At 54.4% G+C, this 16,080-nt stretch carries 19 protein-coding genes; 7 read left to right on the forward strand and 12 right to left on the reverse strand.

The genetic code is table 11. The features are described from left to right. Positions 1 to 71: 71 nt before the first annotated feature. From AACS80_RS19055 to hycA, 12 genes are all read right to left on the reverse strand, one after another. A complete protein-coding gene (locus tag AACS80_RS19055; RefSeq protein WP_000126294.1) occupies positions 72 to 491 on the reverse strand; it encodes a helix-turn-helix domain-containing protein in 420 nt (139 codons plus the stop codon). After that, a complete protein-coding gene (locus AACS80_RS19060) occupies positions 488 to 799 on the reverse strand; it encodes a type II toxin-antitoxin system HigB family toxin (protein WP_000547557.1) in 312 nt (103 codons plus the stop codon). Before AACS80_RS19060 ends, AACS80_RS19055 begins: the two co-directional genes overlap by 4 nt. Before the next feature lie 161 nt (positions 800 to 960). Then, positions 961 to 1,716 carry a hypothetical protein gene (locus AACS80_RS19065; RefSeq protein ID WP_135409708.1) on the reverse strand — a complete coding sequence of 252 codons (756 nt, stop codon included), beginning with the start codon at positions 1,714 to 1,716 and terminating at the stop codon, positions 961 to 963. 42 nt (positions 1,717 to 1,758) lie between these two features. Next, positions 1,759 to 2,229, reverse strand: a complete 471-nt coding sequence (gene hycI / locus AACS80_RS19070) for a hydrogenase maturation peptidase HycI (RefSeq protein WP_135409689.1) — start codon at positions 2,227 to 2,229, stop codon at positions 1,759 to 1,761. Next, complete coding sequence (gene hycH, locus AACS80_RS19075) at positions 2,222 to 2,632, reverse strand: formate hydrogenlyase assembly protein HycH (protein ID WP_135409690.1); 411 nt, start codon at positions 2,630 to 2,632, stop codon at positions 2,222 to 2,224. Before hycH ends, hycI begins: the two co-directional genes overlap by 8 nt. Then, complete coding sequence (hycG, locus tag AACS80_RS19080; protein WP_000067399.1) at positions 2,629 to 3,396, reverse strand: formate hydrogenlyase subunit HycG; 768 nt, start codon at positions 3,394 to 3,396, stop codon at positions 2,629 to 2,631. Before hycG ends, hycH begins: the two co-directional genes overlap by 4 nt. Further along, the gene (hycF, locus tag AACS80_RS19085; protein ID WP_000493785.1) at positions 3,396 to 3,938 is read right to left on the reverse strand and encodes a formate hydrogenlyase subunit HycF; all 543 of its coding nucleotides are present in this window, start codon (positions 3,936 to 3,938) and stop codon (positions 3,396 to 3,398) included. Before hycF ends, hycG begins: the two co-directional genes overlap by 1 nt. A 9-nt stretch (positions 3,939 to 3,947) precedes the next feature. After that, the gene (gene hycE, locus AACS80_RS19090; RefSeq protein WP_001288122.1) at positions 3,948 to 5,657 is read right to left on the reverse strand and encodes a formate hydrogenlyase subunit HycE; all 1,710 of its coding nucleotides are present in this window, start codon (positions 5,655 to 5,657) and stop codon (positions 3,948 to 3,950) included. Positions 5,658 to 5,674: 17 nt separating this feature from the next. Further along, entirely contained in the window at positions 5,675 to 6,598 is a 924-nt protein-coding gene (hycD, locus tag AACS80_RS19095) for a formate hydrogenlyase subunit HycD (RefSeq protein ID WP_138183927.1), read from the reverse strand. A 2-nt stretch (positions 6,599 to 6,600) separates the two neighbouring features. Next, positions 6,601 to 8,427, reverse strand: a complete 1,827-nt coding sequence (hycC, locus tag AACS80_RS19100) for a formate hydrogenlyase subunit 3 (protein WP_135409691.1) — start codon at positions 8,425 to 8,427, stop codon at positions 6,601 to 6,603. Continuing rightward, complete coding sequence (hycB, locus tag AACS80_RS19105) at positions 8,424 to 9,035, reverse strand: formate hydrogenlyase subunit HycB (protein ID WP_135409692.1); 612 nt, start codon at positions 9,033 to 9,035, stop codon at positions 8,424 to 8,426. Before hycB ends, hycC begins: the two co-directional genes overlap by 4 nt. Before the next feature lie 124 nt (positions 9,036 to 9,159). Next, the gene (gene hycA, locus AACS80_RS19110) at positions 9,160 to 9,621 is read right to left on the reverse strand and encodes a formate hydrogenlyase regulator HycA (RefSeq protein WP_130207632.1); all 462 of its coding nucleotides are present in this window, start codon (positions 9,619 to 9,621) and stop codon (positions 9,160 to 9,162) included. Positions 9,622 to 9,832: 211 nt separating this feature from the next. On the opposite strand from hycA, the gene hypA reads away from it, so the two are divergent. The 7 genes from hypA to AACS80_RS19145 all read left to right on the forward strand — a co-directional run bounded on the left by hypA (position 9,833) and on the right by AACS80_RS19145 (position 16,073). Further along, positions 9,833 to 10,183 carry a hydrogenase maturation nickel metallochaperone HypA gene (gene hypA, locus AACS80_RS19115; RefSeq protein ID WP_130207634.1) on the forward strand — a complete coding sequence of 117 codons (351 nt, stop codon included), beginning with the start codon at positions 9,833 to 9,835 and terminating at the stop codon, positions 10,181 to 10,183. A gap of 3 nt (positions 10,184 to 10,186) precedes the next feature. Next, positions 10,187 to 11,059, forward strand: coding sequence for a hydrogenase nickel incorporation protein HypB (hypB, locus tag AACS80_RS19120; RefSeq protein ID WP_135409693.1), 873 nt, complete (start codon positions 10,187 to 10,189; stop codon positions 11,057 to 11,059). Beyond that, positions 11,050 to 11,322 carry a hydrogenase 3 maturation protein HypC gene (gene hypC, locus AACS80_RS19125; protein ID WP_000334874.1) on the forward strand — a complete coding sequence of 91 codons (273 nt, stop codon included), beginning with the start codon at positions 11,050 to 11,052 and terminating at the stop codon, positions 11,320 to 11,322. The genes hypB and hypC overlap by 10 nt, the downstream gene beginning before the upstream one ends. Then, positions 11,322 to 12,443, forward strand: a complete 1,122-nt coding sequence (gene hypD / locus AACS80_RS19130; RefSeq protein WP_135409694.1) for a hydrogenase formation protein HypD — start codon at positions 11,322 to 11,324, stop codon at positions 12,441 to 12,443. The genes hypC and hypD overlap by 1 nt, the downstream gene beginning before the upstream one ends. Continuing rightward, positions 12,440 to 13,450 (forward strand): hydrogenase maturation carbamoyl dehydratase HypE, encoded by a 1,011-nt coding sequence (gene hypE, locus AACS80_RS19135; RefSeq protein WP_130207638.1) that lies wholly within the window; start codon positions 12,440 to 12,442, stop codon positions 13,448 to 13,450. The genes hypD and hypE overlap by 4 nt, the downstream gene beginning before the upstream one ends. Positions 13,451 to 13,521: 71 nt before the next feature. Further along, positions 13,522 to 15,600, forward strand: a complete 2,079-nt coding sequence (flhA, locus tag AACS80_RS19140) for a formate hydrogenlyase transcriptional activator FlhA (protein ID WP_135409695.1) — start codon at positions 13,522 to 13,524, stop codon at positions 15,598 to 15,600. Positions 15,601 to 15,644: 44 nt separating this feature from the next. After that, on the forward strand, positions 15,645 to 16,073 hold the full coding sequence (locus tag AACS80_RS19145) for a TOBE domain-containing protein (protein ID WP_131162378.1): 429 nt from the start codon (positions 15,645 to 15,647) through the stop codon (positions 16,071 to 16,073). Positions 16,074 to 16,080: the final 7 nt, after the last annotated feature.

Below are 16,080 nucleotides of genomic sequence, written 5' to 3' on the forward strand. Positions count from 1 at the left end.
GTGTCGCACGAACCAGGTAGGCCCGATAAGCGCAGCGCATCGGGCAATCTGGGGTTTGGCATCAGTCAAAATCAAAGAAACCATTCCGGCTTAACGCCAAATCGGGCTGAAAGTGCCTTAATGTGGGATATCGTCAGGGATCGTTGTCCAGACAAAATCTGACTGACCAGGGATTTAGAGCCGATTTCGTTCTTCAAATCCGCATAGGTCAGATTATGTTGATCAATCAACGTGCGAAGTAACGCCACGCCAACCGGCATTGCCGCAACGGCTTTGTCGAACTCTGCAAACTTTTCGTTGTTGTTTTCATACTCTGCAATGCGGCTCGCCAGAAAGTCGATAAGTGGATTGGTGTCATCTTCTTCAATCAAATATTCGACCAGTTCCAGTGCTTCACGATAATCATCTTCTGAGTCACTGCCTCCCAGAAAGGGGACTGCATTGACCAGTTCTCTTGTTGCTTTAACAGCGCGTGCAGCATTAGCAGTCATTCTTTGTTCTCTCTGTAGTAACGTGTCAGTTTGTCATACTCTGCGTGATTCGTTATGTGCTTCACAAAGAACCGCTTATTAACAAAGTTTATGTAGGCAATAACCCTAAGATTGTTCCCGCCGACATCCAGAACGTACCATTTGTTGCGATATCTAAAATTGTCGAGGTTGGGAAACGCCGTTCGCATTTCTTCTGGTGTAGAAAAATCCGTTTCCTTAATAACCCGATACAATGAGTGTAGAGCCAGAGCGTCGTTAGGATATTTGCGCGCACACTCTTCAAATGGCGCTTTAGAAATGATGTGCATTTTTAAGTTTTAACTTCCTTATAGTAAGTAAACAGTCACATCTGCGAGTTCTATCCTTATGTGTTCGGAAACTATAGCTCATCAAATCCAAGTTCACAATATGTAAACACTTGTGCGTGATATAATTACCCCAAAAATCCTCATAGCCACTCTGCAAAAATTCAGAGCTGATTCACCCCATCAAGCACATCCCCCTTTATCAAACAACGCTGCGTCAGCGACAGATCTTCCGTTTGCGGGTCGCGTCCGGCGATGGGTTTGAGGACGAGTTTACGGTTGGGGGTATAAGTAAAACGCGTGAGCGCGGGATAGCTTAACTTGCCAAACCAGCCGTGAACGCGCTGCCATTTGGCGTCTTTTACCTGATACAGACTGGTTATCCAGTAACCGGAATCAAACTGCATATCCAACAATTGCGTGTGGCCATTGCCTTGCAAATCCAGCAAATCATCTACGCCAGTTTTGCTTGCGGTGTAGAATCCCCAGGGTTCAAAGACACAGGGACGACCTTCGTGCGTGAACGTCATGAGGATTAAATGTGCATAAGGAGCCAGACCATTACCGGCACTTGGCAACCAGATAACCAGATCCTGAATGCCGTTACGATCAAGATCGGCGCGATAGAGCTGCCCTTTGCCCGCTATGTTTGCCAGCATACCCACAGGCACAGTCCAGGATTTACCGGCGCGGTCTTTAGCGGTTAATTGCCAGTAATCTTCTTCATTTGGCATCTTCTCAAGCGTCACGCCAGCAACGCCGACTTTTCTAAAATGCCAGTTTTGCTCGGTAAAATAAGGCATGGTCAGGAGAGGTTTCAGCGCCCGCTTTTGCGCGTATTCGCTGTCACTCATCGGCAGATATTCGGTAAAGCTGGTGGCCTGTGCAGGCAGCACTAAGCTCAATAAAAAAGCGTACATCCCTGTTCTGATGTTCAATTCCCTGAATTCCTTACTGAAAAACTACTCTTCTTCCACCGCTAACTGCACGAAGCCGCCGTTCCCTTCCCAGCCTTCCAGTCGTTGATAAACGGTTTCTACCGCATCTTTAATCGGCTGGGTCATCGGGTAGTAAAAGCCGACGATATCCGGCTGGATGCCGAGGAAAATCACTTCGCCAATGTCTTCTTTCAACTGATCGATAAGGTAGTTCAACGGCATGTTATGGGTAGTCATCATAAACATCTCGGCGATATCATCCGGGTCGATGATGCGGATCTCGCCGGGGTTTAGCCCCATATCCGTGGCGTCGACAATCAGCAGTCGTGTCGGGCGCAGTTCGCGGATGGCGACGATGTCGTTTTCCGGTGCGCTACCGCCGTCAATCACCACCCAGTTGCCTTTCGGCGCGGCGGCGCACTTTTCCGCCAGCAGCGGACCTGCGCCATCATCGCCCATCATGCTATTGCCAACACAGAGTAAAACGTCAGTCACGCAGTCTCCTCACCATCAAATAGATGGCGTTTTCCTGATGAATATCATGCAGCATACTTAACAACATTGTACTCCATTCCTGCTGCTGCGAAGTTTGCGCTGCCCGGGCTTTATCGAATGCGTTGGCCAGCATCGGCACATGGTTAATGTCGATGACGATCTCACCATATTTCGGCACGCCTTCCATTTTGCGGCGGGCTTCGCTGCCCGCCTCCAGAGTGGCAATCCATGCCAGATATTCATCCCACGGGCAGGTGAGCGCCGCTTCCAGGCAATCGATAACCCCAAGGTGGTGACCAATCGCCAGGCTGTAATAGACTACCTGCTGCGCCTCGGTGGGCGTGGCATCGTTCTCATCAATAAATTTACGGCTCAGTTGACTGAACACCACCTTTTCACTCATCGGATACGCGCCTCTTCTACAACATGATTCAGATGGCTGACAATCTCGTTCAGACGCGGATCGTTTTCCGCTTCCAGCCAGCGTGCAACCTGCTCTTCACCCTGCCCTAACTGTGTCAGGAAATCATCGGCAATCTGACGACCGTAGCGGTAACCCGCCAGGCGGCGTGCTTCGCGATCCACTTTCACGCGCAGCGGCTGCACCATATCGCCATGCAGGATCTCAGCCGGTTGTTCATCCTGCTCACCCGGGCCACGGGCGTGAATTTTCTGCTCCAGCAGGCCGAGTGCCATTGCAAAGCCGTACAGCGTGGCGGCTGGTGTTGGCGGGCAGCCAGGGATGTAGACATCTACCGGGACGATTTTATCCGTACCGCCCCACACGCAGTAGAGATCGTGGAAAATGCCACCGCTGTTACCGCAGGCACCGTAGGAGATACAGATTTTCGGGTCCGGCGCGGACTGCCACGCACGCAGCGCAGGGGATCGCATTGCACGGGTGACCGCGCCGGTAAACAGTAAAATATCCGCATGACGCGGTGACGGAACGACTTTAATGCCGAAGCGTTCTGCATCAAACAGCGGCGAAAGCGTGGCGAAAATTTCGATTTCGCAGCCGTTGCAGCCACCGCAGTCCACGCGGTAAACGTAGGCAGAACGTTTGATTTTTTTCAGTAAAGACGCCTTCATGCTGGCGATGGATTCATCCACCGTCATCGGGACCGGAATGCCGTTGGCGTCACGGGGGCCTAATAAATTGCTCATCAGATGGCCTCTTTCATATGGCGAGTCAGTTCAATACGGTCGGACGGCACCAGGCATTTCTGGCGCTTACATTCCGGGCAAGTCTCAAAGCTTTCGCGGTGGTTTTCCGCGCGGCTGTCGCCGTTGTGCTTAAGCAGCGCAATGGCGTAGTCGATCTCTTTCTGGACGGCGAAAGGACGATTGCAGACGCGGCAGTTACACAGCGCGAAACGGGACTGTTGCAGGAAGTCTTCTTTCTTCCACACCGCCAGTTCGTACTCTTGTGACAGTTTGATCGCCGCCGTCGGGCAGACTTCTTCGCAGCGTCCACAGAAGATGCAGCGTCCAAGATTGAACTCCCACGCAAGCTCTCCTGTGGCGAGGTCGGTTTCAACCGTTAAGGCGTTTGACGGGCAGGCATTGACGCAGGCCGCGCAGCCGATGCACTGCTGCGGGTTCTGCTCTGGCTTACCACGGAAGTTTTTATCAACCGCAATCGGCTCCAGCGGATAAGACGAGGTCGCCGTGCCGGTTTTGATGACTTTTTTGATAAAGGTAAACATGGCGATTCCTTATTTCAGCGGCGAGTTTTTACGCTCAATGCTGTAACGCTCGAGTTCTTTGTACGGCACCACTTTGCTCTTCTTCTTACGCACATCGACCACGGTCATGCGGTCGGTACAGGAGTAGCAAGGGTCCAGGCTACCGATAATCAGCGGCGCATCGGAAACGGTGTTGCCGCGCAGCATGTAGCGCAGGGTCGGCCAGTTCGCGTAGGTCGCGGCACGGCAGCGCCAGCGGTACAGCTTCTGGTTGTCACCGGTCATGCTCCAGTGGATATCATCGCCGCGCGGCGCTTCGGCAAAGCCCAGCGCGAAACGGTGCGGAATGTAGGTAAAGCCTTCCACCATCAGCGGGCCGCCCGGTAGGTTATCCAGACCGTAGTCGATCATGTTCAGCGCGGTATAGACTTCGTTGATACGCACCTTCAGACGGGAAATCACGTCGCAGCCCTGCTCGCTGTGGACTTCCATTGGCAGCAGGCCATAACCCACAAACGGGTGATCGGCACGGGTATCGCGGGCGTGACCGCTGGCGCGGACCATCGGGCCAACGTTACTGAAATCGCGGGCGATTTCCGGGTCCAGACGACCAATGCCGACAGTGCGCTGTTCCATGTTCGGTGTGCTCAGCAGCACATCCACCAGCTCCTGCACTTCACGACGCATTTGTTGCGCCAGCTGGCGAGTCTGGATCATGTCGTCTTTCAGCAGATCGCGACGAATCCCGCCGATCAGGTTCAGGCCGTAGGTTTTACGCGCACCGGTGAGGATCTCTGCCATTTTCATGGAGGTTTCACGCACGCGGAAGAACTGCATAAAGCCGGAGTCAAAGCCGGTAAAGTGGCAGGCGAGGCCGAGGTTGAGCAGATGTGAGTGCAGGCGCTCCACCTCCAGCAGAATGGCGCGGATCATCTGCGCGCGTTCTGGCACCTGAATACCCATCGCGTTTTCCACTGACGTGGTGTAGGCGGTGCTGTGGGCGAAGCCGCAGATCCCGCACACACGGTCAGAGAGGAAGGTCACTTCGTTGTAACCCATGCGGGTTTCCGCCAGTTTTTCCATGCCGCGATGGACGTAGAACAGGCGGTAGTCGGCGTCGATAATGTTTTCGCCATCGACGAACAGACGGAAGTGGCCCGGTTCGTCGGAAGTGACATGCAGCGGACCAATCGGCACGACGTTGTTTTTCTTGTCGCCCAGTTCGTTGATGAACTCGTAGGTTTCAGCATCGGTGGTCGGTGCCGGACGCTGACGGTAATCCATGCTGTCTTTACGCAGCGGGTAGAGTTCATCCGGCCAGTCATCCGGCAGCACCAGACGGCGTTCATCCGGCAAACCAACCGGAATCAAACCGTACATATCGCGCACTTCGCGCTCGCCCCACACCGCCGCCGGAACGCGCGGCGTCACGGACGGATACTCCGGTTTGTTGGCGTCAACTTCGACGCGAACCGTGATCCAGCACTTAGTCCCCTTCTCCATCGACAGCACGTAATAAACGGCGTAATGACCATTCAGTTTGCGTTCGTCGTTACCAAAAAGCACCGACAGCCAGCCACCCTGTTTGTAGTAGAGAAACTCCACCACTTCCGGCAGATAGTTCACCTTCACGGTCACGGTCAGCTGATCTTTGGTCTGCCAGGCGTGGTCCAGCACGACGCCCGGAAATGCCTCATTCAGCGCGGCGAGATAATGTTGACCTAATTTTTCTTCAGACATGCTCAAACTCTCTTTAATCACGCCGCCAGCAAGGAGACGAACGCTAAAAATGCAAAGCCAAACCCAGCCCAGGTAATGCGCGGAGTAATATCAAGACGCAGACGGGCCATGCTGTTTTCGAACAGCGCGATAACCAGGACGCCGACCACCAGTTTGACGATGGCAATCACCAACGCCAGCAGCAGCCAACCGACGGTGAAGGTTTCCATTTGTCCCCACGGAATAAACACCCCGACGAACATCTGCAGCACCACCAGCTGTTTCAGGCTGATACCCCATTTCATGACGCCAAAGCCGCTGCCGCTGTACTCAGAGAGCGGACCTTCCTGCAACTCCTGCTCGGCTTCCGCCAGGTCGAACGGCAGTTTGCCCATTTCGATAAAGGTAGCGAATGCACAGGCACAAAGTGCCAGCACCAGCGGGATGCTCTGGCTCAGCGGCCAGTGATAAACGGTGTCGGTGATGTTGCTGATGTTGGTGGAACCGGCAACCTGTGCGGCGACCCACAGACCAAGCAGCAACATCGGCTCAACCAGCACACCCAGCATCGCTTCACGGCTCGCGCCGATAGCGGTAAACGGGCTACCAGTATCCAGACCGGAAATGGCAAAGAAGAAACGCGCGATGGCAAAGAGATACAGTAAGGTGATCAAATCGCCCAGTTGCGGCAGTGGAGAACCAACGGTCACCACCGGCAGCGCAGTAGCGATAGTCAGCATGACGCCCACCATCACATACGGCGTCAGGCGGAACACCCAGCCGGAGGCATCCGGGCCAACGCTCTGGCGACCCAGCAGTTTGATAATGTCGCGATACTCCTGCAACACACCCGGCCCGCGACGGTTATGTAAGCGGGCGCGCGCCACGCGGGTTATACCGGAGAGCAGCGGCGCAACGGCAAATAGCACCAGCGCCTGAATTAACGGATATAAAACACTCATTCTCAGGCTCCTCGTGAAACAATAATCACCACCAGTACCGCCAGTTCAACCAGCGCCATCCGGCGGAACAGCAACGCACTGCCTTCGCACTGCCAGCCCGGCACCAGCGACACCGGATTCAGCCATTTGCGCAGTTTCAGCACTGGCGCAAACGCCTGTTTAACCGGCATGGCAAAACCGTGAGCGGTAATCACCATTGATTTTTCGTGGTCGTAGCCGCACACCCAGGCCGCGCCGCGGGAACGCGATGGCAAACGATCGCCTTTGCAAATCGCCATAATGATGAATGGCAGCAGCGGGCAGGCAATTAGCAGCAACGTGATCATTGGTTGAGAAACGGTGGTGTTAGCAGGCTCCAGCGGCAGAGGTACAGCAGCAGACAGCATCGGCAGTAGCCACGGCGCAGCAACACCGCCAATTACGCAGCAAATCGCCAGTGCCACCACGCTGACGCTCATCAGGAGCGGCGCACAGGTGGCGTTTTCAGCTTCTTTGGTACGCGGCGCGCCGAGGAACGTGACGCCATAGACTTTCGCCACACACATCACCGCCAGCGCCCCGGTAATCGCCAGACCCACAGCGAGCAGCGGCCCCAGCAGACGGGCAACAAACGCGCCACTATTGCTCAATTTGAAGAAGGATTGATAGATAACCCATTCCCCGGCAAACCCGTTCAGCGGCGGCAGCGCAGCCATTGCCATCAGCCCGACCAACATGGCGATGGAGATAACCGGCATTTTCTTGCCAATACCACCGAGTTTTTCGATATCGCGATGACCGGTACGGAACCAGACGCTCCCCGCACCAAGGAACAGTACGCTTTTGAACAGGCTATGGTTAAGCAGATGGTACAGACCACCGACCAGACCAAGGGCAATCAGCGCCGGTTGTTCGAGCGCGATACCCGTTACGCCAGCGCCCAGCCCCAGCAGGATGATGCCGATATTTTCCAGGGTGTGGTAAGCCAGCAGGCGCTGGATGTTGTGCTCCATCAACGCATACAGACCGCCGACGAACGCGGTGATCATACCGAGCACCAGCAGCGCGATCCCCCACCACAGCGGCGCGTTACCGCCCAGCAGCGACAGGGTTAAAATGCCCAGCAGGCCAATTTTCATCACCACCGTGGAAAACAGCGCGGCAGCTGGCGCAGAGGCGTTCGCATGTGCCTGCGGCACCCAGCCGTGCAGCGGGATAATCCCGGCCAGCAGGCCAAAGCCAATCACGCCGAGCAGCCAGATATCGGAACCGAGCGGCAGTTGCTGCACGCGCAGATCCAGCAGGCGCAGATCCAGCGTGCCGTAACGCTGCCAGACCAGCCAGCAGGCAATCGCCAGCAGCAGAGTGCCAAGACGCCCCAGCGCAAACCACAGTTTGCCCTCTTTGCTGTTGCTGGTGAGGAACACCGCGCACAGGGCCATGATTTCGGCCATTACCACGAACATGCCGATGTTGCTGGCGATGACGGCGCAGACGGCGGCAGCCATCAACATATTGATCTGCAAGCCGTTGCACTTCACCTGCGCGTGGCGATGCCAGTCAATGTTGTAGAGGCTGACAAACAGACCGCACAGACCGAGCGTAATCAACCAAATCGCGTTAAGCGGAGAGATTTGCACATCGTAGCTTACCAGCGACAGCGCACCGCTCACGCCAACCGCGCCAGTCAGTACAGTGAAGCCCGCTGCTGCCGTGTACAGGCTACCGACTGCGCCACCAATTCCGGCAATCCAGCCGCTTAGTGCCTTATGAAAAGAAAAGAGAAATGCCAGAACAGCGGCGGCGGCAAACCACGCCACGCCACTATTGATCAGGGAAATTGCGCTCATTTAGCCTCTCCACTTTGAGCCTGCTGAAACAAGGTGAGATCGCCAAAGTCCGTGTTAAAGGTCAGCTCACGCTTACGTTTGCTAACGCGGGCGATATCGGTGTTATCCACCAGATGCAGGGCCTTGGTCGGGCACATCCGCACGCAGGCCGGACCTTGTTCATCAAAACTGCAAAGGTCACATTTGACGGCGATCGCGCGAATACCCGGCACCCAGTCAAGCAGCGTACTGATACGCGCCGGAGCAGGCGGTGCCGGTGGCGCTTTCGGGGTATTGGCATTTGCAGGAATATCCAGCGGACGGCTGCCGGAAAATTCAATTGCGCCAAACGGGCAGGCGATGCCGCACAGTTTGCAGCTTACGCACAGGCTTTCATTCAGCTGCACGGCCCCATCAACACGAGTGATGGCGTTAACCGGGCAGACTACCGCACAAGGTGCATCTTCACAGTGGTGACAGAGCTGCGGCGCAGATTCTTTATCATTTAGCATCACTCTCAGGCGCGGCATAGACTGAAGGCCGTGCTGGCGATGCGTCTCTGAACAGGCGGCCTCACAGGTGTGGCAGCCGATACAGAGCGTGGAGTCAGCAATTACAAAACGATTCACCGGGCATTCCTCAGGTGATTGTCATTTTTGACGAAAACATGCCGATGAAATGTCATTTTCGACACTCATCGACACGCCCATCCCCAAACAGGCATGATGCCTGCAAACCGGACAAAGCCTCAGCTCATGCTGCTGAGCTTTGTCCCTTTACCAGTTGGCTTAAATTCACCGGCGTATTGTTCTCAATGGCGGTGTATAAGTTGTCGTAAACACCAGCGATTTTTTCGAGATAGTGTTCCAGAACCTGTTCGCGATTGCGGATGTTGACCTTGCCATCAATCATGCCGTCAATGCTTAACTGAGCCTGTGCAATCAGCTGCTTGTCTTCGCCGTCTTTCGTTTCGACGTAGTACTCGATGGTGTGGCTGTTAAAACCATCCGCTAGGGTGACGTAGATGCGAAAATGTTCAAAAAGTACGAAACAGAGTTCTTTATCTGGCGCGCAACTCATGGCGTGGTGCAGACGCGCTTTTGATAACGTGATCCCCTGAACCAGCGAATTGCAGTAGATATGCCACTGGTCCTGTAGGCGACGATGCCGCTGTGCGATGTAATCGGCTTTCTCGCTTATTTCCCAAATAGTCATTGTCAGGTTACCCGTTTAACAGAGATGCCTGCCTTAAGCATTTTTTGTGCCAATTTTTATCTCACTGTTATTTATATATTTTTCATAAGACAACCGACTTTCGACGCCATGACGACGTGTCATTTCGACATCATCGACATTGTTCACATCAGGGATAATCAACACTGGCATAATTATTGCTTATCACGGGCAACAGTTAATGGGAGGCGATATGCACGAAATAACCCTCTGCCAGCGGGCACTGGAATTGATCGAACAGCAGGCCATACAGCACGGCGCAAAACGCGTAACTGCGGTCTGGCTCAAAATTGGCGCATTTTCTTGTGTCGAAACCAGCTCTCTTGCCTTTTGTTTTGATCTGGTTTGCCGCGGCAGCGTGGCAGAAGGTTGTAAACTGCACCTCGAAGAACAAGAGGCCGAGTGCTGGTGTGAAACATGCCAGCAGTATGTGACGCTACTGACCCAGCGCGTCCGCCGCTGTCCACAGTGTCATGGCGACATGCTGCGCATTGTGGCAGACGACGGTTTACAGATTCGGCGGATAGAAATAGACCAGGAGTGAGCGATGTGTACAACATGCGGTTGCGGTGAAGGCAACCTGTATATCGAGGGTGATGAACATAACCCTCATTCCGCGTTTCGTAGCGCGCCATTTGCCCCGGCGGCACGGCCGAAGATGAAAATCACCGGCATTAAAGCGCCTGAATTTACCCCCAGCCAGACCGAAAAAGGCGACCTGCATTATGGTCACGGCGAAGCGGGCACTCATGCGCCAGGTATGAGCCAGCGTCGGATGCTGGAAGTCGAAATTGACGTGCTGGACAAAAACAACCGTCTGGCTGAACGCAACCGCGCGCGCTTTGCTGCCCGCAATCAGTTGGTGCTCAACCTGGTTTCCAGCCCTGGTTCCGGTAAAACCACGCTGCTGACGGAAACCTTAATGCGCCTGAAAGACAGCGTTCCGTGTGCGGTGATTGAAGGCGACCAGCAAACTGTGAACGATGCCGCCCGCATTCGCGCTACCGGCACACCAGCGATTCAGGTGAACACTGGTAAAGGCTGCCATCTTGACGCTCAGATGATTGCCGACGCCGCGCCGCGCCTGCCACTGGACGATAACGGTATTCTGTTTATCGAAAACGTTGGCAACCTGGTATGCCCGGCCAGCTTCGATCTCGGTGAAAAACACAAAGTGGCGGTGCTTTCCGTTACCGAAGGTGAAGACAAACCGCTGAAATATCCGCATATGTTTGCCGCCGCCTCGCTGATGCTGCTCAACAAAGTTGACTTGCTGCCGTATCTCAATTTCGACGTTGAGAAGTGCATCGCCTGCGCCCGCGAAGTCAATCCAGAAATTGAAATCATCCTTATTTCCGCCACCAGCGGCGAAGGGATGGACCAGTGGCTGAACTGGCTGGAGGCACAGCGATGTGCATAGGCGTTCCTGGCCAGATTCGCACCATTGACGGCAACCTGGCGAAAGTCGACGTCTGCGGCATTCAGCGCGATGTCGATTTAACGTTAGTCGGCAGCTGCGATGAAAACGGTCAGCCACGCGTGGGCCAGTGGGTACTGGTTCACGTTGGCTTTGCCATGAGCGTAATTAATGAAGCCGAAGCGCGCGACACTCTCGACGCCTTACAAAACATGTTTGACGTTGAGCCGGATGTCGGCGCGCTGTTGTATGGCGAGGAAAAATAATGCGTTTTGTTGATGAATATCGCGCGCCGGAACAGGTGATGCAGTTAATTGAGCATCTGCGCGAACGTGCTTCACATCTTTCATACACCGCCGAACGCCCTCTGCGGATTATGGAAGTGTGCGGCGGTCATACCCACGCCATCTTTAAATTCGGCCTCGACCAGTTACTGCCGGAAAACGTTGAGTTTATCCACGGACCTGGTTGCCCCGTGTGCGTTCTGCCGATGGGCAGAATCGACACCTGCGTGGAGATTGCCAGCCATCCGGAAGTCATCTTCTGTACTTTTGGCGACGCCATGCGCGTACCGGGGAAACAGGGGTCGTTGTTGCAGGCAAAAGCACGCGGTGCTGATGTGCGCATCGTCTACTCGCCAATGGATGCGTTGAAACTGGCGCAGGAGAACCCAACTCGTAAAGTGGTGTTTTTCGGCTTAGGGTTTGAAACCACCATGCCGACCACCGCAATCACGCTGCAACAGGCAAAAGCCCGCGATGTGCAGAATTTTTACTTCTTCTGCCAGCACATTACGCTGATCCCCACGCTGCGCAGTTTGCTGGAACAGCCGGACAATGGCATCGACGCGTTCCTCGCGCCGGGCCACGTCAGTATGGTAATCGGCACCGACGCCTATAATTTTATCGCCCGCGATTTTCATCGTCCTCTGGTGGTCGCTGGTTTCGAACCACTTGATCTACTGCAAGGCGTGGTGATGCTGGTAGAGCAGAAAATAGCGGCCCACAGCAAAGTAGAGAATCAGTACCGGCGAGTGGTGCCAGATGCGGGTAATTTGCTGGCACAACAGGCGATTGCTGACGTCTTCTGCGTCAATGGCGACAGCGAATGGCGCGGCTTAGGCGTGATTGAATCTTCTGGTGTGCACCTGACGCCGGATTATCAACGATTCGATGCCGAAGCACATTTCCGCCCGGCACCGCAGCAGGTTTGTGATGACCCGCGCGCACGTTGTGGTGAAGTATTGACCGGCAAATGTAAGCCGCATCAATGCCCGCTGTTTGGTAACACCTGTAATCCTCAAACCGCGTTCGGCGCACTTATGGTTTCCTCCGAAGGAGCATGTGCCGCATGGTATCAGTATCGTCAGCAGGAGAGTGAAGTGTGAATAATATCCAACTCGCCCACGGCAGCGGCGGCCAGGCGATGCAGCAATTAATCAACAGCCTGTTTATGGAGGCGTTTGCTAATCCGTGGCTGGCAGAACAGGAAGATCAGGCTCGTCTTGACCTGGCGCAATTAATGGCAGAAGGCGATCGTCTGGCCTTCTCCACTGACAGCTACGTCATCGACCCGCTGTTCTTCCCTGGCGGTAATATCGGCAAGCTGGCGATTTGCGGCACGGCCAATGACGTTGCGGTCAGCGGCGCTATCCCACGTTATCTCTCCTGTGGATTTATCCTCGAAGAAGGATTGCCGATGGAGACGCTGAAAGCGGTAGTGACCAGCATGGCAGAAACCGCCCGCGCGGCAGGAATCGCCATCGTCACTGGCGACACTAAAGTGGTACAGCGTGGGGCGGCAGATAAACTGTTTATCAACACCGCAGGCATGGGTGCAATTCCGGCGAATATTCACTGGGGAGCACAAACTCTCACCGCAGGCGATGTTCTGCTGGTTAGCGGTACGCTCGGCGACCACGGAGCAACTATCCTTAACCTGCGCGAGCAGCTGGGGCTGGACGGCGAACTGGTCAGCGATTGCGCGGTACTGACGCCGCTGATTCAGACGCTGCGCGACATTCCCGGCGTGAAAGCGCTGCGCGATGCTACCCGTGGTGGAGTGAACGCGGTAGTTCATGAGTTCGCGGCAGCCTGCGGTTGCGGTATTGAACTTTCAGAAGCAGCGCTGCCGGTTAAACCTGCCGTGCGTGGCGTTTGCGAGCTGCTGGGTCTTGATGCCCTCAACTTTGCCAACGAAGGTAAGCTGGTGATTGCTGTAGAGCGTAACGCGGCAGAGCAAGTGCTGGCGGCGCTGCGTTCCCACCCACTGGGACAAGATGCAGCATTAATTGGCGAAGTGGTTGAGCGTAAAGGTGTTCGTCTCGCTGGGCTTTATGGCGTGAAACGAACTCTCGATCTACCACACGCCGAACCGCTACCTCGTATATGCTAATAAAAATCTAGCCCCTGGAATTTGTCATTTACCTTTTGCACCGCTTAGCGGTGCTTTCCTGGAAGAACAACATGTCGTATACACCGATGAGTGATCTCGGGCAACAAGGGTTGTTCGACATCACTCGGACACTATTGCAGCAGCCCGATCTGGCCTCGCTGTGTGAGGCTCTTTCGCAACTGGTAAAGCGTTCTGCGCTCGCCGACAACGCAGCTATTGTGTTGTGGCAAGCGCAGACTCAACGTGCGACTTATTACGCGTCGCGTGACAAAGACAATCCCATTAAATACGAAGACGAAACCATTCTGGCACATGGTCCGGTGCGCAGCATTTTATCGCGCCCTGACACACTGCACTGCAGCTACGAAGAATTTTGTGACACCTGGCCGCAACTGGCTACGAGTGGGCTATACCCCAAATTTGGTCACTATTGCCTGATGCCGCAGGCCGCGGAAGGACATATTTTTGGCGGTTGTGAATTTATTCGTTATGACGATCGCCCGTGGAGCGAAAAAGAGTTCAATCGACTGCAAACATTTACGCAGATTGTTTCTGTTGTCAGCGAGCAAATTCAGAGCCGCGTCATCAACAATGTCGACTACGAACTGCTATGCCGGGAACGGGATAACTTCCGCATCCTGGTTGCCATCACCAACGCGGTACTTTCTCGCCTGGACATGGACGAGCTGGTCAGCGAAGTGGCTAAAGAAATCCACTACTACTTCGATATCGACGATATCAGCATCGTCTTACGTAGCCACCGCAAAAACAAACTCAACGTTTACTCTACTCACTATCTCGATAAACAGCATCCCACTCACGAACAGAGTGAAGTTGATGAGGCCGGAACCCTCACCGAGCGCGTATTTAAAAGCAAAGAGATGCTGCTGCTTAATCTCCACGAGCGAGACAATTTAGCCCCCTACGAACGCATGTTGTTCGACACCTGGGGCAACCAGATCCAGACGCTGTGCCTGCTACCGTTGATGTCTGGCAACACCATGCTGGGCGTGCTGAAACTGGCGCAGTGCGAAGAGAAAACCTTTACCACCACTAACCTGAGTTTGCTGCGCCAGATTGCGGAACGTGTGGCGATTGCCGTGGATAACGCCCTCGCCTATCAGGAAATCCACCGACTGAAAGAGCGCCTGGTTGACGAAAACCTTGCTCTGACCGAACAGCTCAATAATGTGGATAGCGAATTTGGCGAGATTATTGGTCGCAGCGAAGCCATGTATAGCGTGCTCAAGCAGGTTGAGATGGTAGCGCAAAGCGACAGTACCGTACTCATTCTCGGTGAAACGGGGACGGGTAAGGAACTGATTGCCCGCGCGATCCACAATCTCAGCAACCGCAATGATCGGCGAATGGTGAAGATGAACTGCGCCGCCATGCCTGCCGGATTACTGGAAAGTGACCTGTTTGGTCATGAGCGTGGTGCCTTTACTGGTGCCAGCGCTCAGCGCATTGGTCGTTTTGAACTGGCGGATAAAAGCTCGCTGTTCCTCGATGAAGTGGGCGATATGCCACTGGAGTTACAGCCGAAGTTGCTGCGCGTATTGCAGGAACAGGAGTTTGAACGCCTCGGGAGCAATAAAATCATTCAGACGGACGTGCGTTTAATCGCCGCGACTAACCGCGATCTGAAAAAAATGGTCGCCGACCGCGAGTTCCGTAGCGATCTCTACTACCGCCTGAACGTCTTCCCGATTCATCTGCCGCCGCTGCGCGAGCGCCCGGAAGATATTCCGCTGCTGGCTAAAGCCTTTACATTTAAAATTGCCCGCCGCCTGGGTCGTAATATTGACAGCATTCCTGCCGAGACTCTGCGCGCATTGAGCAATATGGAATGGCCAGGTAACGTGCGCGAACTGGAAAACGTCATTGAGCGCGCGGTGTTGCTGACTCGCGGTAACGTTCTACAACTCTCTTTACCCGATATCCCTCTGTCAGAACCTGAAACACCACCGGCCGCGACGGTCGTCGCCCAGGAAGGCGAAGATGAATATCAACTGATTGTCCGCGTATTAAAAGAGACTAATGGCGTGGTTGCCGGGCCAAAAGGCGCTGCACAACGTCTGGGGTTAAAACGCACCACTCTGCTGTCACGGATGAAGCGGCTGGGGATAGATAAAGCGGCATTGGTTTAACAGATGTGGTTATACTCGATCAACATTCAATGAAAGGAGGCAGTATGGCAGTTTCAGCAAGAAATCAATTAACCGGAACAGTTAGCGCAGTCGCAATGGGCGCGGTGAATGATGAAGTAGAACTGACGCTGGCAGGTGGCGCAAAGCTGGTAGCGGTTGTTACTCACAGTAGCCAGCAAGCCCTGGGGCTGGCAAAAGGGAAAGAAGCGATTGCCCTGATTAAAGCCCCGTGGGTAACGCTGGCAACGGAAGACTGTGGACTGAAATTCTCTGCTCGCAACCAGTTTGCTGGCAGCGTTTCGAAAATCACCGAAGGCGCAGTGAATGCCACTGTCCATATCAAAACAGATGCGGGTTTTGAAGTTGTGGCAGTGGTAACCAATGAAAGCCAGGATGAAATGAAACTCACCACAGGATCGCGCGTTATTGCATTGATCAAGGCATCAGCAATCCTGATTGCGACCAAAGCGTAAGCGCCGT

Origin of the sequence: Escherichia sp. E4385, assembly GCF_963883145.1 — a bacterium.
Lineage (GTDB): Bacteria > Pseudomonadota > Gammaproteobacteria > Enterobacterales > Enterobacteriaceae > Escherichia.